The sequence below is a fragment of the Streptomyces sp. NPDC050504 genome (assembly GCF_044458065.1).
Lineage (GTDB): Bacteria > Actinomycetota > Actinomycetes > Streptomycetales > Streptomycetaceae > Streptomyces.
This window is the reverse complement of the sequence record NZ_JBITHO010000001.1, coordinates 1,150,230-1,167,668: the sequence shown is the minus strand read 5'-3', so window position 1 is coordinate 1,167,668 and position 17,439 is coordinate 1,150,230. Positions and strand designations below refer to the sequence as shown.

14 protein-coding genes are annotated in these 17,439 nt (G+C 73.6%); 7 read left to right on the top strand and 7 right to left on the bottom strand.

Going from position 1 to position 17,439, the window contains the following annotated elements; genetic code table 11:
• Positions 1 to 120 precede the first annotated feature (120 nt).
• The gene (locus ACIBNE_RS04790) at positions 121 to 2,451 is read left to right on the top strand and encodes an FdhF/YdeP family oxidoreductase (protein ID WP_399269514.1); all 2,331 of its coding nucleotides are present in this window, start codon (positions 121 to 123) and stop codon (positions 2,449 to 2,451) included.
• Positions 2,452 to 2,485: 34 nt separating this feature from the next.
• Here the strand turns inward: ACIBNE_RS04790 and ACIBNE_RS04785 are convergent, their stop codons facing one another.
• The 4 genes from ACIBNE_RS04785 to ACIBNE_RS04770 all read right to left on the bottom strand — a co-directional run bounded on the left by ACIBNE_RS04785 (position 2,486) and on the right by ACIBNE_RS04770 (position 6,514).
• Positions 2,486 to 2,911: an SRPBCC domain-containing protein gene (locus ACIBNE_RS04785; protein ID WP_399269512.1), complete on the bottom strand. Its 426-nt coding sequence runs from the start codon at positions 2,909 to 2,911 to the stop codon at positions 2,486 to 2,488.
• Positions 2,912 to 3,047: 136 nt separating this feature from the next.
• Positions 3,048 to 3,827: a LuxR C-terminal-related transcriptional regulator gene (locus tag ACIBNE_RS04780; RefSeq protein WP_399269510.1), complete on the bottom strand. Its 780-nt coding sequence runs from the start codon at positions 3,825 to 3,827 to the stop codon at positions 3,048 to 3,050.
• Positions 3,828 to 3,878: 51 nt separating this feature from the next.
• Complete coding sequence (locus ACIBNE_RS04775) at positions 3,879 to 5,591, bottom strand: amidohydrolase (protein WP_399269508.1); 1,713 nt, start codon at positions 5,589 to 5,591, stop codon at positions 3,879 to 3,881.
• Between the two features lie 131 nt (positions 5,592 to 5,722).
• A complete protein-coding gene (locus ACIBNE_RS04770) occupies positions 5,723 to 6,514 on the bottom strand; it encodes an NADase-type glycan-binding domain-containing protein (RefSeq protein ID WP_399269506.1) in 792 nt (263 codons plus the stop codon).
• On the opposite strand from ACIBNE_RS04770, the gene ACIBNE_RS04765 reads away from it, so the two are divergent.
• Positions 6,498 to 6,806, top strand: a complete 309-nt coding sequence (locus ACIBNE_RS04765) for a hypothetical protein (RefSeq protein WP_399269503.1) — start codon at positions 6,498 to 6,500, stop codon at positions 6,804 to 6,806. The two genes, ACIBNE_RS04770 and ACIBNE_RS04765, sit on opposite strands and share 17 nt — an antisense overlap.
• A gap of 392 nt (positions 6,807 to 7,198) precedes the next feature.
• On the opposite strand, the gene ACIBNE_RS04760 is transcribed toward ACIBNE_RS04765, so the two are convergent.
• The gene (locus ACIBNE_RS04760) at positions 7,199 to 10,402 is read right to left on the bottom strand and encodes a hypothetical protein (protein ID WP_399269501.1); all 3,204 of its coding nucleotides are present in this window, start codon (positions 10,400 to 10,402) and stop codon (positions 7,199 to 7,201) included.
• 315 nt (positions 10,403 to 10,717) lie between these two features.
• Between ACIBNE_RS04760 and ACIBNE_RS04755 the strand changes: the two genes are divergently transcribed.
• The 3 genes from ACIBNE_RS04755 (at position 10,718) to ACIBNE_RS04745 (ending at position 14,573) form a co-directional block, all read left to right on the top strand.
• Entirely contained in the window at positions 10,718 to 12,184 is a 1,467-nt protein-coding gene (locus ACIBNE_RS04755; RefSeq protein ID WP_399269499.1) for a hydrolytic protein, read from the top strand.
• 168 nt (positions 12,185 to 12,352) lie between these two features.
• Positions 12,353 to 13,768 (top strand): hypothetical protein, encoded by a 1,416-nt coding sequence (locus ACIBNE_RS04750; RefSeq protein WP_399269497.1) that lies wholly within the window; start codon positions 12,353 to 12,355, stop codon positions 13,766 to 13,768.
• Positions 13,769 to 13,826: 58 nt separating this feature from the next.
• On the top strand, positions 13,827 to 14,573 hold the full coding sequence (locus tag ACIBNE_RS04745) for a hypothetical protein (RefSeq protein WP_399269495.1): 747 nt from the start codon (positions 13,827 to 13,829) through the stop codon (positions 14,571 to 14,573).
• A 38-nt stretch (positions 14,574 to 14,611) separates the two neighbouring features.
• Here ACIBNE_RS04745 and ACIBNE_RS04740 read toward each other — a convergent pair whose 3' ends face one another.
• On the bottom strand, positions 14,612 to 15,535 hold the full coding sequence (locus tag ACIBNE_RS04740; protein WP_399269493.1) for a methyltransferase domain-containing protein: 924 nt from the start codon (positions 15,533 to 15,535) through the stop codon (positions 14,612 to 14,614).
• A gap of 257 nt (positions 15,536 to 15,792) precedes the next feature.
• Positions 15,793 to 16,491, bottom strand: a complete 699-nt coding sequence (locus ACIBNE_RS04735; RefSeq protein WP_399269491.1) for a peptidylprolyl isomerase — start codon at positions 16,489 to 16,491, stop codon at positions 15,793 to 15,795.
• 185 nt (positions 16,492 to 16,676) lie between these two features.
• Between ACIBNE_RS04735 and ACIBNE_RS04730 the strand changes: the two genes are divergently transcribed.
• Together ACIBNE_RS04730 and ACIBNE_RS04725 are read left to right on the top strand one after the other, a co-directional pair.
• Positions 16,677 to 16,862 carry a hypothetical protein gene (locus ACIBNE_RS04730; protein WP_399269489.1) on the top strand — a complete coding sequence of 62 codons (186 nt, stop codon included), beginning with the start codon at positions 16,677 to 16,679 and terminating at the stop codon, positions 16,860 to 16,862.
• A gap of 48 nt (positions 16,863 to 16,910) precedes the next feature.
• The gene (locus ACIBNE_RS04725) at positions 16,911 to 17,357 is read left to right on the top strand and encodes a DUF6892 domain-containing protein (protein ID WP_399269487.1); all 447 of its coding nucleotides are present in this window, start codon (positions 16,911 to 16,913) and stop codon (positions 17,355 to 17,357) included.
• Positions 17,358 to 17,439 lie beyond the last annotated feature (82 nt).

Sequence of the window (17,439 nt, the reverse complement as noted above, 5' to 3'; positions counted from 1 at the left end):
GACGGAAGCGGGTGCCGGGTGCCGGGTGAGCGTGGAGGGCGGATGCGTCGGCTGTCCGGTTGGCGGAGGCGTTCCCGTGCCCGGCAGGCGCGGCTGGACCGGCTGGAAGGGGCGAGAGCCGTGAGCACCAGCAGTGACGAGCAGGAGCCGGCGCGCCCCCGCGTGGGGCCCGCCCCGGCGGCCGAGCCGGAGTTCCGGCCCTACCACCACCCCGCGGCGGGCTGGGGCGCCGCCAAGAGCGTGACCAGGTTCCTGCTCCGCGAGCGCGAGCTGGTCGACGGGGCGCGGGCCATCGCGAAGATGAACCACGAGAACGGCGGCTTCGACTGCCCCGGCTGTGCCTGGCCCGACGACCGCAAGGGCCTGCGCCTCGACATCTGCGAGAACGGCATCAAGCACGTCACGTGGGAGATGACCGGCAAGCGGGTCGGGCGCGAGTTCTTCGCGGCGCACTCGGTGGGCGAGCTGTCCGGGTGGAGCGACTTCGCGCTGGAGGACCAGGGACGGCTCACCGAACCGATGGTCTACGACCCCGGAACGGACCACTACGTCCCCATCGGCTGGAAGGACGCGTTCGAACTGGTCGGCGCGGAGCTGCGGGCGCTGGACAGTCCGAACGGGGCGTCGTTCTACACCTCGGGCCGACTCGGCAACGAGGCGACGTTCCTGTACCAGTTGTGGGCGCGCGAGCTGGGCACGAACAACCTGCCCGACTGCTCCAACATGTGCCACGAGGCCAGCGGGCGGGCGCTGAAGGCGTCGCTCGGCACCGGCAAGGGCACCTGCGACCTGAAGGACTGGGAGAGCACCGACGCGCTGTTCGTCATGGGGGTCAACGCCGCGTCGAACGCGCCCCGCATGCTCACCGCCCTGGCCGGGGCGTACGAGCGCGGGGCACAGGTCGTGCACGTGAACCCGCTCGTCGAGGCGGCCGCGACCCGGACGATCATCCCGCACGACATCACCGACATGGCCCTGTTCAAGTCGACCAGGACCAGCACCCTCAACCTCCAGGTGCGCATCGGCGGCGACATGGCCTTCCTGCGCGGCGTCGCCAAGGCCCTGCTGGACCGGGCCCGTACGGAACCCAAGGCGCTGGACCGCGAGTTCGTCGACCGGTACACGACGGGGTTCGAGGAGTACCGGGCGATCTGCGAGGCCACGTCCTGGGAGGAGATCGAGCGGCAGTCCGGGCTGAGCCGCGAGGACGTCCTCGCGGCGGCGCGCGTCTATCACGAGGCCGACCGCAGCATCATCAGCTGGTGCCTGGGCGTCACTCAGCACGAGCACGGCGTCGACACCATCCGGGAGATCGTCAACGTCCTGCTGCTGCGCGGCAACCTGGGGCGCGAGGGCGCGGGCCCCTCTCCCGTGCGGGGGCACAGCAACGTCCAGGGCAACCGCACCTGCGGCATCGACCACAGGCCCGCCCCGGAGTTCCTGGACCGGCTCGCCGCGGCCTGCGGCATCGATCCGCCGCGCGAGCACGGGCTCGACACGGTCGGCACCATCCGGGCCATGCACCGGGGGGACGTGAAGGTGTTCGTCGGCATGGGCGGCAACTTCGCCCTGGCCGCGCCCGACACCCCGTACACCCACGAGGCGTTGCGCAACTGCGAGCTGACCGTCCAGGTGAGCACCAAGCTCAACCGCAGCCACCTCGTCCACGGGCGCAAGGCGCTGATCCTGCCCTGTCTGGGCCGCACCGAGAAGGACGAGCAGCGAGGCGGCGTGCAGAGCACGTCGGTCGAGGACTCGATGAGCATGGTCCACCTGTCGGTGGGCATGAAGCGGCCGGCGTCGAAGCACCTGCTGTCCGAGCCCGCGATCATCGCGGGGATGGCCCGCGCGTCGCTGCCCGCCAGCGCCACCCCGTGGGAGTGGTACGTCGAGGACTACGACCGCGTCCGCGACACCATGGCGCGGGTGCTCGACGGCTTCGAGGACTGCAACCGCCGGGTGCGGCTGCCGTTGGGCTTTCGCATCAAGCAGCCCGCGCGCGAACTGGTCTTCCTCACCCCGTCGGGCCGCGCGGAGTTCTCCGCGGTCCCGCTGCCCGACGTCGTCCCCGAGCCGGGCACCCTGGCGCTGGGCACGATGCGCTCGCACGACCAGTGGAACACCACGATCTACTCCGACGACGACCGCTACCGCGGCATCAAGAACCTGCGCACGCTCGTCTTCATGAACAAGGACGACATGCGCGAGCGGGGCGTCGGCGAGTTCGACCCGGTGGACATCACCAGCACGGCGAAGGACGGCAGCCACCGCGGTCTGTACGGCTACCTCGCCGTCCCCTACGACATCCCGCGCGGCTGCGCCGCCGGGTACATGCCCGAGATGAACGTGCTGTGCGCGCTGGGCGACCACAGCGCCCAGAGCGACCAGCCGATCATGAAGCACCTGAAGGTGACCGTCACGGCCGCGGCGGGAGCCGGCGCCCCCGGATAACCGGGCAGGGGGGCGGCGGCCCGCCGGGGCCCGATCACGGCTCTATGTGGGCGGCCAGGCCCGCGAGGATCATCGTGCTGCCCTCGCGGGCCTGCTCCCGCGCCTCCTCGGTCGCGTTGGTCTGGTCGATGGTGACCCGCGCACCGCCCTCGTGCTCCTCGAACGTGATCGCCATGACCTCGGCGGGAGCGTCGGGCACGTCCATCGTGAGGACGATCCTGCGCCCCTCCTCGACCTCCAGGAAGAGCCCCGTGAGCGGGTACGCCCCGCCGTCAGGACCGAGCAGCGTCGCCTTCCAGGCGCCGCCCGCCCGCACGTCGATCTCGACGCTGCCCTCGGCCGCGCCGAACCAGGCCGGCCACTCGGCGGCCGTCGTGTAGGCCTCCCAGGCGCGCCCGAGAGGCGCGTTCATGACGCGGGAAACGGTGTAGGGGAAACCGGTGGTGGCGTGCTCGCTCATGGCAGGTCCTTCTCTCGCGTCTCCACGGCCGAAGCGGCCGTTGCTTTCGAAGTGTTGACGCTCGGAGCGGCGAGAACTCATCGCGGGTTACGCGGTGACCCGGGTCACATCGCGGGCGGCCGTGGCGCGGCCCCTGTCAGCGGGCGGGTTCGATGCCCCAGGCCGTGGCCCTGGCGGCGGCCGCCGCGCGGTTGGGGAGGTCGAGCTTGGCGAGGATGTGCTCGATGTGGGTGCCCACGGTGCGCGGTGTGACGTACAGCCGCGCGGCGATCTCGCGGTTGGTGCGGCCCGCGGTCAGTTCCGCCAGCACCTGGAGCTCTCGCGGCGAGAGCCCGCCGGGGCGCCGCTCACCGGAGGCGGCGGGGGCGGCGGGCGCGGCGGAGGCGGTGGGCGGCGGGCCCGCGTGGGAGTCGACGGCCGCGGCGAGGGCCTCGGTGAGCAGCGTGACCGCGGCGCGCGCCGGATCGGACGCGCGGCGCGGCGCGCGGGTGCTGACGTTCAGCATGCCGACGTACCGCCCGTCGGCGGCGAACAGGCACTGGGCCACGCCGTCCTCGATGCCCAGCGGGGACAGCACGTCCCGGAAGCCGGGGGACGCCGCCAGGAGCCGCCCGGGGACGTCCTTGAGCCACAGGCCGCCCCTGGCCGGGCTGCGGAGCACGGGGAACACCGGGTCGTGGTGGAGACGGGCCTCGATGTACGCCGTGGCGTCGTCCGGGTAGCTCCCGGCCAGGGTGGTGTGGCGGCGGCGCAGCGGATCCCACCTGGTCAGCGAGGCGTGGTCGTACTCCACCACCTCGGACAGCGCGGCCAGGACCGCGTCGACGCCGGTCGCGCCCGCCGTCGCGCGCCTGGCGGCCTCCCGGACGTGGACGGCCGCGTCCAGGACGTCCGCCGTGCTGCGCTCCGCTCTCATCCCATCAGGATGATCATTTGTCCGGATGACGTCAATCTCGGCCGGATGGCGTCAATCGCGAAGGGTGTCGTGCACGATCCGTCCGTCCATGACCGTGAGGACGACCGGCATCCCCGGGATGTCGTGCGGGTCGGCGCCGAGCAGGTCCCCGTCGAGCACGCAGAGGTCGGCGGCCTTCCCCGGCTCCAGGGAGCCCTTCCAGTCCTCGGCGAAGTCCTGCCAGGCGGCGTCGATGGTGTACGTGCGGATCGCGTCGGCCAGGCCGATGCGCTGCTCGGGCCCGCTGACCCGGCCCGTGGCCTTCGACTCGCGCAGCACCATCGTGGCGACGCCCTGGCGCCAGTCGGGGTGCGTGACGGGGGCGTCGGACCCGCTCGCGACCCGTACGCCCGCGTCGAGGGCGTCGCGGTAGGGCCAGGCGTACGCGGCCCGCTCGGCGCCGACGAAGTCCTCCTCCATGTCGGCGACGGTCCACTTGATGGTGGGGTTCATGTTGACGCCGAAGCCGTGCTCGGCGAGCACCTTCATGCTGTGCGCGGTGAGGAAGTCGCCGTGGATGACGTAGTGCCGGGCGTCGGGCAGCGGGTGCTCGGCCGCCGCGGCGGCGAAGGCGTCCGCGACGGTGTCGCAGGCCCGTTCGCCGGTGGCGTGGATGCCCATCTGGTGTCCGGCCGCGTGGGCGTGCCGGACGATCGCGTCGATCTCCCCGACCCGGTCCTCGTCGGTCTCGCCGCCGACGCACAGGGAGCCGCAGCCGCCGCCGACGTACGGCTCGTGCATCCAGGCCGTCTTGTTGGGGACGATGCCGTCGGCGAAGATCTTGACGCCGTGGATCGCGAGGCGGCGCGGGTCCGCGGAGTGGCTCTCGCCGGACTCGTCGAGGGCGGTGAGGGTGCGGGCGAACTCCTCGGCGGTGCCGGTCATTCCGGTGGGCAGGAGCAGCACGCCGACGCGGGCGGTCAGCTCGCCGTCGGCCAGCAGGTCGCGGTAGACCTCCAGGGTCCGGGCGCCGAGCGCGCCGCGCATGATGCCGTCGCCGCCGGGGCCGAGTCCGGGCTCGGTGTAGCTGGTGATGCCGAGCCGGGCGAGCGTGGCGAGCGTCGACCTGATCGCGTCGGTGCGCTCCTGGCGCGTGAGCGGCGGCAGCACCTCCTGGATGAGCGCCTGGGCCCCTTCGTGGAGCATGCCGGTCGGCTCCCCCGCCCGGTCGGCGACGATGGCTCCGCCGGGCGGCGCGACGGTGTCCCGGTCGATCCCGATGAGTTCGAGCGCCTTGGAGTTGACCCAGGTGGCGTGCCCGGAGAAGGAGTAGAGGGCGACGGGGTGGTCCGGGCTCACGGCGTCGATGTCCTGCCGCGCGGGCTGCCTCGCCGGGTCGGCGACGCACTCGTCGAGGTAGCCGGTGTCCCAGCCGTGCCCCGTGATCCACTGCCCGTCCGGGACTCGCCCGACGGCCTCGCGGACCGCGTCGGCGACGTCCGCGAGGGAGGACACGGCGGGGTGGCTCAGGTCGAGCGAGAGCGGGGGCGTCGACATGCCGAAGGCGCAGCCGTGCAGGTGGGAGTCGTTGATGCCGGGCAGCAGCGTCGCCCCGCGCAGGTCGACGACCCTGGTGCCGGGCCCGACGAGCGGCGCGACGTCCTCGCGCCCGCCGACGGCACTGATGACCCCGCCGGTCACCGCCAGGGCCGACGCGACGGAGAACTCCGCGTCGACCGTGACCACCTTCCCGTCGAGAAACACCAGGTCCGCGTACGTGTCCACAGAAGGGTCCTTTCGGAAGCCGGGCGCACGAAGGCCACCCGGGAACGATCTCCCGAGAACCATCGCCGCTGCCCCGCCGCCGCCACATCGGTCATCCGACCGATGCGGGCCCTTCCGGCGGCGCCGTACGGTCAGGACCGCTTGAAGAACTCCACCTCTCCGAGCGCGATGTGCTTGCCGGACTCCAGTCCCACCGCGGCCCGGACCACCAGTTGGGCCTTGACCACGTCGCTGACGCCCAACTGCACGGTCTGCTGGCCCGGCTTGTCGTTGAGGGTCAGCTTCTTGCGGCGGACCTCGCCGTCCTTCGAGGTCGTCACGAGCTCCAGCTGGGTGGCGCGCGCCTGGTTCCGGAACTCCTGGGCCTTCGCCGACGGGCCCGTGAAGACCACGGCGGCCACCAGCCGGAAGGGCCTGTCGAAGGTGAACGTGACCGACTCGCCGAGCCGGGGAGCACCCCAGTACCGGTTGGACAGCCCGTCCATCGCCAGGCCCGCCGGGTGGCCCGGCACCTCCGCACTCGCGGTGACCGCGCTCGGGCTGATCTCCACCGGCTTCTTGAGCTTGTCCTGGGTGTCCTCGAAGAGCGCGCGGCCCGCCGGTATGAGCAGCACGACCGCGGCCAGCACGGCGAGCGCGACGAGCACGATCACCGTACGTCTGAACCCGTCGCCGGAACCCGCGCGCACGCCGCCCTTGCGCCCGAAGGGCCAGCGCGTGCGCCAGCCCGTCGGCACCGGGGCGGTCCTGGTCTCCGTCAGCGGCGCGGCGCAGCGCAGGCAGAAGCGCCGCTCCGGCTTGTTGGGCGTGCCGCAGGCCGGGCAGGGCCGCCCGTCCGTCGCCTCGGTGACTTCCGCGGACCGTACGACAGGGCGCTGCGCGACCGGCTTCGCGGGGAGCACCGGCGTGAAGTCGTCCTGCATCTGCGGGGCCGAGGAGGACGTGGGGCGGGGCGGATCGCCCTGCGCGGGCCGTACCGGCCGCACGGGCTGGATGGACGGCGCGGACGGCGCGGGCCGCACGGGCGGCGCGGAGGGCGGGGGCTGTACGGGCGGCGGGGCCTGCACCGGCGGCGCGGGCGGCGCGACCGGTGCGGGCGGGGTGGACCGGGCGGGAGGCGCGGGCGGCGCGGCCGGAACTGGTGGGGTGGCCGGTACGGGCGGCGCGGGCGCTTCGGGTGTGCCGGTCGCCCCGGCCGTCCCCGTCGGCACCTGACCCGTCCCCGTCGCAGCCGGCACCTCGCCCGTCGGCGCGACGGGTGCCGGGGGCACTGGTGCCGGGGGCACGGCGGGCGCGGGTGTCACGGCGGGCGCCGGAGGCACGGTGCTTCCTGCGGGCGCGGGAGCGGGGGCGGGCGCTGCCGCGGGGGCCACCGCCGTACCCGCTCCCGCGGTCGACGCCGCGCCGCGCTCACCGGTCCGCGCGTCGTTGGCGGTCGTCTCCGACTGCTCGGCCCAGCGCAGATACGCCCCGCACGTCCCGCAGAAGTCCTCGTTCTCCTCGTTGGCCGCGTTGCAGCTCGGGCACGGGCGCACGTGGTCAGTTCCTTCCACGGTCGGTACGGTTCGGGCGCGTCGCCCGGGTTGCGGCACGGGACTGGCGTCCGGTCATCGGCGGTCCACCTCGTACGGCGGCTGCACGCTGCCGTTGACCACCAGGAAGGGCGTGGTGACCGGGGAGAACCCGGCGCCCTTGGCCGTGATGGTGCGCGGCCCCGTCTGGTCCTTGCGGAGGATCAGCAGCTGCGCGGTGAACGTGAAGTCGGCGCCGGGGCGGGTCGGTGCCGCCGCAGCCGTGATGCCGGGCTTCCAGGTGAGCGTGACCGGCACGCCCGGCGGGAAGTCCCAGCCGCGCACCAGGGTCACGAAGCCGGGCTTGCCGATGGCGGGCACCGCGAGGATGCGGGGCTGGAGGATCCGCAGCGGCACCCGGGCGGTGTTGTCGCGGAGGTCGGCGTCCGTGCCGGTCGTCGTCAGCTCGGCGTCGATCCGGGTGTTCACGGCCTTCGTCGGCGCGAGCACGACGCGGGTCACCGCACTGCCGCCCGGCGCGAGGTCGGGCAGGGCGCACTCGCCGCCCGCGCAGCCCGCGGGCAGCTGCTCGGCGGGAATGCCCTGCGGCAGTCCGAGCCGCAGCCGCAGCCCGGTGGCCAGCGCGCTCTTTCCGTTGCGCACCGTGTAGGTGACGACGACCTTGCCGCCGACGAAGCCGGGGCTCGGCTGCGCCGTCGCGGTCAGCGCGGGCCCGGCGAGGGGGGCCGGGGGCGGCTTCGGGAGCGGCGGCGGTACCGGCTTGGTGGCCGGGGGCTCGGGGGACGGCGGCCTCGGGGACGGCGGGACCGTGGGCCGCGTGGGCGTCGGGGTCGGCATCGGGGGCCTCGTCGGCGGCCGCTCCTTCTCGATGACCTCGACGGAGGTGTCGGCGGAGTTGTCGCCCGGCGCCGCGTCCGTGACGGAGCCGGAGACGGTCCAGCCGATCCGCACCTGACCGGTGGTCACACCGGTCAGGTGCGCCGTGACCTTCACCGACTCACCGGGCTTGAGCACGCCGATGGCGCACTTCGGGGACCCGTCGGCGCACTGTCCCTCCGTGGTGGTCAGCCGGTCGAGGTTCAGGCCCGGCGGCACGTCGGCGACGATCTCGGTGCCCGGCGAGGCGGCGGGGCCGTTGTTGGTGACCGTGACCTCGATGGTGGTGGACGACTCGACGCGTACGGGCGGCGCGGTCGGCGAGGCCTTGACCGTCAGGTCGACGGACTGCTGGACGGTCGGCTCCTTCTGGCGTCCGGGCAGCCGGTTGGTGAGCCAGGTCATCTTGTCGGTCGTCAGGTCGAGGGTCTTCAGTCCCTCGCGGGCGTTCGGGGCCGCGCCGCGCCGCGCGCTGAACACGAGCGTGTTGCCGTCGGCGGTCCAGGCCACGTCGCGCGGCTGGTGCGGGCCGGTCTCCGCGGTGTCGGGCAGCGGCCGCTCGCAGGCGTCGGGGTCGTCGCGCAGCCCGGCGGGGAGCAGGACCTCGCAGCGACCGCCGTCGACGGGGGCGAGCACGAGGCCGTTGCGCTCGTTGACGCGGCCCGCGCCGTCCTTGCGGTTGAAGACGATGTTCCCGCCGTCGGGCGAGAACGCCGGGCTGTCGTCGATGACCGCGCACCGGTCGGGGCAGGCGGTGGCGCTCAGGTCGCGCTGGTCGCCGAGGTCACCGACCGGCACGGTCCAGACGTGCTTGTTGCCTCCGTTACCGCCGATCAGCCGGTTGCGGGTGAAGGCGAGGGTCTTGCCGTCGGGGGACCAGGTCGGCTGGGCGTCCTGGCCCGTGAGCCCGTCCGCGGGCGGTACGACGCGCCCGGTGATCGCCCCGGTGGCGACGTCGGCGATCAGGATCTGGCTCGGGCCCGCGGCCCCGCCCGCGCCACCGGGCGACACCCGGGTGAAGGCCAGGCGCTTGCCGTCGGGCGAGAAGGTCGGGTCGGTGTCCCAGTCCCTGGCGCCGCGTCCGGCGAGCGGCAGCGCCGCGTAGTTGGAGCCGTCCGCGTCGGCCAGCCAGATCCGCATGACGCGCGCGTCGGCCGGCCCCTCGAAGCGGGTCACCACGATGCGGCGGCCGTCGGGCGTGTAGTTCTGCCGCTCGGTCCACGGGTCGTTCCCCGGGGCGGGGTTGAACAGCGGGTCGACGGCCGGGTCGGTGTTGGTGTCGGCCGCCGGGTCCTCCTTGAGGATGTCGAGCCCGAGGTCGCGCGGGTCGGATCCGTCCGGGCGCACGTCCTGGAGGGTCGCGGTACGGGTCGTGGGCTGCGAGGTCCTGTCGACCACGACGCCACCGCCCTCCTGCGGGCCGAGCCAGGTCGCCGAGGAGACCGAGCGGTCCTCGTCGAGCACGAGGACGGGGACGACCTCGCTGAGCTTCGTGGCGCGGAAGACGTGGTCGAACTCGGTGGTGCAGTCACAGGTGCGCTCGGGGCTGATGAAGACGACGTCGCTGCCGTCGGGCAGCCAGTCGGCGGTCCTGGCGTTCCAGTTCTCCGCCGCGCCGCCCAGCAGCGGCCGGTCCGTGCCCTGGCAGTCGGCGAGCCGCAGCTGCGTCTTCTTCGCACCGGGGGCGCGCAGCGTGTAGGCGACGAGTTCGGCGCGGTTGGCCCTGGTTGAGGGGTTCCAGACGGGCTCCGTCGCGTCGCCTTCGGGGCCCGTGCTGATCCGGGTCTCGGGGCCGCCGTCCAGGGCGCGCATGAAGATCTGGCGGCCGCGCGCGGCGTCCACGTCGCTGGAGTACGCGATGCGCGCGCCGTCCGGGGAGACGCTGGGCGACGTCTCGTCGGCCGGGGTGTCGGTGAGCTTGCGCGCGCCGCTGCCGTCGGTGCCGACGATCCACAGGTCGCGCTGCTTGGCGCCGGAGTCGGCGGAGTCGAAGACCACGGACGTGCCGTCCGGGGTGAGCCTGGGGTGTGCGGCGTCGCGGCCCGTGGTGAGCCTGCGCACCTCTCCGTCGCTGTTGCGCAGGTAGACCTGGGGCCGTGCCTCGTCGCGCAGGCTGGTGAAGACGGTGACGTCGCCGCGTGCGGCGGGCTGCCGGTCGAAGTGCGCGGGTCCCGGGCCGAACAGCGGTTCGCTCGTCCTGGTGTCCTTGACGCGGCCGAGGCTGCGGTGCCCCGTACCCGCGTACGCGATGCGTCCGGCTTCCGCGGCCGGGCCGTCCGCCGCCCTCGCCTCCGACGACCTGGACCAAGTGGCGGCGCCCACCGCGAGCAGCGGAACCAGCATCGCCAGGGCCAGTACCAGTCTGCCGAGGCGGGACTTGCCCGCCGGGCCAGCGGTGCCCATCACATCCACCCCATCAGTCCAGGAAACGCCATACGAACACCAGATTGACAGCTCTTCAGAAAGAACAACATGTCCGGACCAGCAGACTTGAGGGCAATCCTCGCTGCCCTTTGGACCAACCGGTCAGTTGCGGCCCCGCACCGCACCGCCCGAACCCACCTGTTCCGTACGGCGGAAGCAAGGCGTACGCCCGTCCCGCGCGAACATCACGGATGGCCGTCCGGTGTCCACGAGGGCACAAGAGGGCAACGCGCGTGCCCGTTCGTTGCCCACCACTCCCTTCGCACGAACCTCCGTTCGCCCTACGTTCGTACGGTGACCACATCTGCCAAACTCGACACCTCCACCGTGACCGTCGCCCCGGGCGGCCGGGCTGCCACGAGCCTCACGGTGCACAACACCAGCGACATCGTCGAGGGATACACCCTGGAAGTGGTCGGCGACTGCGCGCCGTGGACCACGATCGAGCCCGCGAAGATATCGCTGTACCCGGGCACCTCCCAGACGGTGACGGTGCACCTGGCGCCGCCCCGCTCCCCCGAGGTGCGCGCGGGGGAGGTTCCCCTCGGCGTCCGGGTGCTGCCCAAGGAGCACCCCGAGTCGGTGGCGGTGCCTGAGACCACGGTGTACGTCGAGCCGTTCCAGCAGCTGCGCGTGGAGCTGGTGCCGCAGCGCAGGCGCGGATGGCGCGGCGCCCGCTACCGGACCACCGTGCGGAACACGGGCAACATCCCGGTCGACGTCGCCCTCGCGGGCAAGCAGGAGGGCGAGGACCTCCAGTTCGGCATCACGCCGGAGCGGCAGCGCGTGGAGCCCGGTGCGCGGGCCGACGCCCGCCTCCAGGTGAAGGTCCGTCGGCTGATCTGGTTCGGCCAGCCGACGACCTGGCCCTTCGAGGTCCAGGCGACGGAGACCGTGGCCAAGGCGCTCGCCGCCCCCGTCGCCGTCGCCGCCACGGCGGGCGCCGCGGCGGCCGCCCCCGCGGCGCCGACCGCGTCGGTGGCCTCCACCCTCGACCCGCCGAAGCCGACCCCGGTGCCCGACCCCTCGGCGGTGGGCCCGGTGGATCCGCTCCAGGGCGAGTTCGTGCAGATGCCGCTGCTCCCCCGGTGGCTGCTGGCCGTGCTGGCCGCGCTGCTGGCACTGATCCTCGCCTGGTTCATGCTGGTCCGTCCGGCCGTGCGCAGCACCGCCCAGGAGGCCGCGGACAAGGCCGTCAAGAACAACCCGACCGCGGACAGCCAGGGTCAGCAGGGCGGCGGTTCGGGCACGGGCAAGAACCCCGGCGGCCAGAACACCGGCCAGTCGCCCTCGGCGGGCGCGGACGGCTCGGGTACGGGCACGGACGCCGGTTCCGGCGGGGCGAGCACCGGTGCGGGATCGACCGGGGGCGGCGGAGTGGCGGACGCGGTGCCGGGCAGCGGACGGCAGAGCTCGGCGACGATCGACGTCGAGACGGGCGGCGGTACGGAGAAGGCGGGCACGTACAGCGTCCCGGCCGGCAAGGTCTTCGGCATCACGGACGCGGTGGTCGCCAACTTCCAGGGCGACGAGGGCGTTCTGACGATCTCGTTCGGGGCGACGAAGGTCACCACCATCGCGCTGGAGACCTTCCGCAACCAGGACTACCACTGGGTCACCCCGATCCGGGTTCCGGAGAACGAGACCGTGACGGTGTCCGTGACGTGCGCCAAGCCCGGTACTCCGGCGAGCGGCCAGCAGGCGTCGGGGTGCCACGAGGTCCTGAACGTCAGCGGAGTGCTGAGCGACATCAAGCGCTGAACCGGCGTCGGAAGTGGAGGGCCCGCACCCCGGAAAGGGGGTGCGGGCCCCGTTGTCTTCCGGTCGAACCGGGCCGGTCGACAGCCATTGGAATGATTGTCCGACCATGATCGAAAAGTCGTGCGCGTGCTGTCGGGCCGGGGCCCGGTCGTCGCCGAGCATGACGGCATGGGTGTCCGTGTCCGCAGGGTGAAGAAGCGCGTGTGGCCTCGCCAGGTGTCCGCGCTGCTGGTTCTGATGTGCGCCGCAGCCGTACCCGGAGGCGGGCACGCGCTCGCGGACGGGGCCGGGAGCGGCGGTCTCGAACTGCGGGTCAGCGTCAACTCCAGGCCCGGTACGGAGGCGTTGCGGCCCGGCATCCGGGTCGGCGACCCCGTCCGCACGGTGTACCGCCTGATCAACCACACGGGCGCCGACCTCCACGACGTACGGGTGACCGACCCGGCCCTTCCCCCGGGCACCTCGATCAGCTGCGGGGGCCGCTCCCGCGTGGCGATGCTGCGCGGCATCAGCTCGACCACGTGCGAGGCCGAGACGCGGGCCCGCGCCGGGGTGTGGACGGGCGAGGTGACCGCGGTCGGCAGCATCCCGTCCCTGCACCTGAAGTCCCGGGCCCGTGCCCGCGCGGGGTACCGCGGTGTCGGCGGCGTCCTGACGCTCGACCAGTCGGTCGAGGCCGCGGGACGCAGGGCCGTGATCCGCTACGCCGTCGCCAACGAGGGCAACCGCACCTTGTACGACGTCCGCGTCGGCGACGCGCTGCCCGGGGCGCGGGCGGTCGACTGCGGGGGCGGCCGGCCCGTGGTCGCCCGGCTCGCCCCCGGCGACTCGGCGTCGTGCCGCTCCACCGTGCGCGGGGAGCCGGGCGGTTACCTGAGCGAGGGTCGGGCGGGCGCGAGCGACCGCACCCGGACGCTGGGGCGCCGGGGCGACCTGCTCCCGCCCCCGCACCTCACGGCGCGCTCCTCCGTGCGCTTCGTCCTGCGCGACGCCCCCGTCGAAGCGGACGGGCCCGCCGACCCGCCCAGGGACCAGGACCAGGGGCAGAACCAGGAACAGGAGCAGGGCCAGGAGCAGAGCCCCGGCCGGGAGCGGGAACAGGACCAGGGACAGGACCCGACCGCCGACGAGTCGTCCCTCCCCCCGGCCGACGCCGACGCGCCCTCGCTCCCGCCGGCGGGCCCCGACGCCCAGCGGCCGAAGGCCCCGTTGGCCCCGTTCTTCCCGTTCGCCCCTCCGGCCCCGCTTCCCCCGGCCGCCCTGCTGAAGCCCCCGGTCGGCCCGCTCGACCCGTACGGCCCGCTCGGCCCGGTCGTCCCGTTCACCCCGTTCGCCCCGCCCGGCGCCGCGCCCCCGCCCGGCGTAGCGCCGCCCGCCCCCGTGCCCCCGGCTCCCCTGGCCGAGGACGAGGGCTCAGCGGCCGCACGGACGCGGCCCCACCGCGCCGCCCGAGATGTGCCGTTCCTGGAGCGGTTCTATCGTCCGGGACAGGGGCCCACCAGGACCGGTCTGGTGGCCATCCTGTTCCTCGTGGTGCTTCCGGCGGTCCTCGCGGCCGTCCTGCTCGGCTCCCGTCTGAGGTGATCCGGCGGCCCGCGGGAGGGGAGACGTACGCGCAGGGGGCTCGGCTGAGAGGGCTTGGATGACCGAGACGATCGCAGTGGTCCTGGGCGTCGCCCTGCTGGCCGCGGCGGGCGTGCTGCTGCGCCACCGCTACTGGCCCGGCTCCGAGCAGGAGCCGCGCGAGGACGTCGCGGAGTACATCGCGATGATGGTCGGCGTGCTGTACGCGCTGCTGCTGGGGCTGTCCCTGGTGTCGGTCTGGGACGCCCGCGCCGGCGCGGAGGAGCACATCCAGAACGAGGCCAGCGCCGCGCACGAGATCTACCAGTTGGCCGACACCCTGCCCCCGGCGGACTCGCGGCGCCTGCGCGACAGCGTCACCCGGTACGTACGGCACACCGTGCGCACCGAACTTCCCGCGATGGCCGAAGGGAAGCCGCCCGAGCAGGAGGGCTGGCGGCTCCTGCACGACGTGCGCACCGCCAACCAGGTGCCGCCGGACGCCGAGGCGGTCGAGCAGGCCACCGTACGGGAGGTCCTGACCCAGCTCTGGTCCCTGGGCGACGCCCGCAGGGGGCGGGAGGCCGACGCGCGCGAGAGCCTGTCGCCGATCCTGTGGTTCGGGCTGCTCGGCGGCGGGCTGCTGACCGTCGCCTTCATGTTCATGTTCGGCATCCAGCGCAGCGCCACCCACGTCGTCATGGTGATGGGCCTGACCGGGCTGATCACCCTGACCGTGCTGCTCGTCCACCAGCTGAACCAGCCGTTCACCGGCCCCATGGCGGTCGACGCGTCCGCCTTCGACCGGTACTTCCCGGACGCGTAGCGCGGCGGCGCGCGAGCGGGCCCGGTCGCCCGGACGGCCTACCGGGCCGCCACCGGCCCCCGGGGCTCGACGACGATGCGCTGCCCCGAGCGGCCCGCCGTGACGCGGTACTGCTGCCAGGCCGGCCAGTTGCCCGGCGGGTAGGCACGGGACGGCGGCCAGCCCAGTTCGCCGTACGTACGGCCGTCGCGCTGTCCGCGCACCCGCATGAACGCGACGCCGCGCAGCAGGCGCCCGCGGCCGGTGCCGTGGCCGTCGGCGACGAGGCGCAGGAGCCCGTCGCAGTCGAAGGGGGTGTCCAGCGGGGCCAGCAGCACCCCTCCGGGGCGGAGCTGGTCCAGCCAGGAGGCGGGGACGCGGCGGATGGAGGCCGTGGAGATGATCCGGTCGTAGGGGGCGCCCGGCGGGTGCCCGCGCTCGCCGTCGCCCACCACGACGGTGGCGCGCACGCCCTGGGCGGTCAGGGTCCGGGCGGCGCGGACGGCCAGGGCCGGGTCGATCTCGATGCTGACGACGTTGCGCGCGCCGACGCGGTGGGCCATCAGGGCCGTGTTGTAGCCGGTGCCCGTGCCGATCTCCAGGATGTGTTCGCCGGGCAGGGGGGCGAGGTGGTGCAGCATCTCCACGACGACCGCGGAGCAGGAGATGGAGGAGGTGAACTCCCGGTCGGTGGGGCCGTCCTCGGGGCGCACCGTGCCGTCGGCCACCTGGGTGACCAGGGAACTCCTGGGCCGGTAGACGGCCTTGAGCCAGGCGCGGGGCCTGGTGGCGCGGTCGATGACGTGGCACAGCCCGTCCTCGCGCGGGTGGGGCCACCACACGCGGTCGGGGACGAACGCCTCCCGGGGAACCGCCAGGAACGCCTCGCGCAGCCACGGCCTGCCGTGGAAGTGTCCGCTCTCGTACGCGTCGATCTCGGCCGCGCAGCGCGACCTCAGCTCGTACGCGTTCGCGGCGGACATCTAGTCGTCGTCCTCCACCGGTTCGGGATCCGGTTCCGGCATCGGGTTGCCCGGGTCACCGGGGCTGGAGTAAGGGCCGCCCACCTCGCCGTCGTCGTCCCGCCGGTGCATGAACGTCTCCTTCCGCGCGATGTCCGTTCGGCTGCCGCACGCCCTTCGTGCGGCTTGTGGGCCTCTCGCCCCATTGTGGCGTTCCGCGGCCGGTTCCGGCAGGGCGCCTCGCACCGTGCCGGAACCGGCCGCGCCGCACGCCGGGGCTACTTGCTGTTCTTGATCTTCACGCGCTTGATGTCCACCGGCAGGGTCGGGAACCCGTCGCCGGGGCCGTTCTGGTCGTCCTGGCCGCCCGCCGCGATCTTCCGCAGCACATCGAGTCCCTCGGTGACCCGGCCGAACGGGGTGTACGCGGGCGAGAGCTTGGTGTCCTTCCAGACGAAGAAGAACTGGCTGCCGTTGGTGTTCGGCCCCGCGTTGGCCATGGCCACCGTCCCGGCCGGGTAGGTGGCGCCCGTCAGGTTCTCGTCGGGGAAGGAGTAGCCGGGGCCGCCGCTGCCCGTGCCGGTCGGGTCGCCGCACTGGAGCACGTGGATCCGGGCCGTCGTCAGGCGGTGGCAGTGCGAGCGGTCGAAGTAGTCGCGCTCGGCGAGGAACCGGAAGGAGTACGTGGTGCACGGGGCCTTGTCGGTCAGCGCCCGCACCTTGATGGTGCCCTGCCGGGTCCGCAGAGTGGCGGTGTACGGCTTGGCGGCCTTCACCGGGTCGAAGACCGGTATGCCCTTGAAGTTGTCCGCGGGGACGGCCGGGGTGTACGTGCAGGCGGCCGCGGCCGGCTGTGCGGAGCGCGCGGGCCGTGCCGGGGAGTCGGCCTCGGACTGCGTCGCGGTCCCGAGCCCGACGGGGACCAGGGCGGCGGCGACGAGCAGGGCGTGGGTCTTGCGGAGCGCGGGACGGGACACGGGACGGGGCCCTTTCGGATCGGCGACGGACCTTCCTGACATGGCCGCCTCATCCTGCCCGTTTCACGGCGCCCCATGCGCCGTCGGCCCCGCGGTTCCGGGGCGCGGCACCCCGACGCTCCCGGACGTGAGAGCGTGTCCCTGTTCCCGGGATCCGGCTCGCGGGACGGGACGGGAGGAACCGCGTGGGCGGCGTCGACGACGAACTGGAGATCACCCGCACCGACTGCCCGCAGTGCGGCGCGGAGGTGTCGGGCATCGAGGGCCGGTACGCGTGCACGCTGTGCGGCTGGACCAACGACTGGTCGCAGGGCCACCGCCCGCTGCCCGAACCCGAAGAGGCCCCGGAGCCCCCGCTGCCGCTGCGGTGAGGCCCGGCGGGAGCCGCGTTGTCGGTGCCCCTTGATATACCTGGGCGCGTGACTGCACCGATCGTGTTCCGCGACTTCAACTTCAAGCTGCTCGTCGTCGAGAAGCTCATGTACGAGGACGAGACGCTCGTCCCCGCCTTCGACCTGTCCGAGCACATGCGCGCGCACGGGGTCGACGACCTCGCCCGCCACGTGAGGGAGAACGGACTGGAGTACACCGTCCTCGCCGAGGCCCGCGCCCACTTCGAGCAGTTGGAGATACCGGCGGAGCTGCTCGCCTCGGTGGAGGAGCTGATGTTCGACGGCGGGCTCCAGGTCTTCGCGGAGTGCGCCCCGGTCTGGGACGGCGAGGACGACCTCTTCGACGTGCGCGGCCTCGACGACCTCGACCTGCTGCCGAACCTCAAGGTCTTCTCCGGGGTGGACGCGCTGGAGTACATGCTTCCCGGCGCGACCGAGGTGCTCACGGCCCGGGGGATCGAGACGGAGGACTGAGAGCCCGCGCCTGAACCCGGCCAGACGCCGAACGGCGCTTCACCCGCGACCGGTCGGGACGAGCGGCCCTGCGGCCCTTCGC

Coding starts and splice junctions, on each gene's coding strand:
- ACIBNE_RS04785 (WP_399269512.1), bottom strand. CDS start 2,911: ATGAGCGAGCACGCCACCACCGGTTTCCCCTACACCGTTTCCCGCGTC.
- ACIBNE_RS04780 (WP_399269510.1), bottom strand. CDS start 3,827: ATGAGAGCGGAGCGCAGCACGGCGGACGTCCTGGACGCGGCCGTCCAC.
- ACIBNE_RS04770 (WP_399269506.1), bottom strand. CDS start 6,514: ATGCAGGACGACTTCACGCCGGTGCTCCCCGCGAAGCCGGTCGCGCAG.
- ACIBNE_RS04760 (WP_399269501.1), bottom strand. CDS start 10,402: ATGGGCACCGCTGGCCCGGCGGGCAAGTCCCGCCTCGGCAGACTGGTA.
- ACIBNE_RS04750 (WP_399269497.1), top strand. CDS start 12,353: ATGGGTGTCCGTGTCCGCAGGGTGAAGAAGCGCGTGTGGCCTCGCCAG.
- ACIBNE_RS04745 (WP_399269495.1), top strand. CDS start 13,827: ATGACCGAGACGATCGCAGTGGTCCTGGGCGTCGCCCTGCTGGCCGCG.
- ACIBNE_RS04740 (WP_399269493.1), bottom strand. CDS start 15,535: ATGTCCGCCGCGAACGCGTACGAGCTGAGGTCGCGCTGCGCGGCCGAG.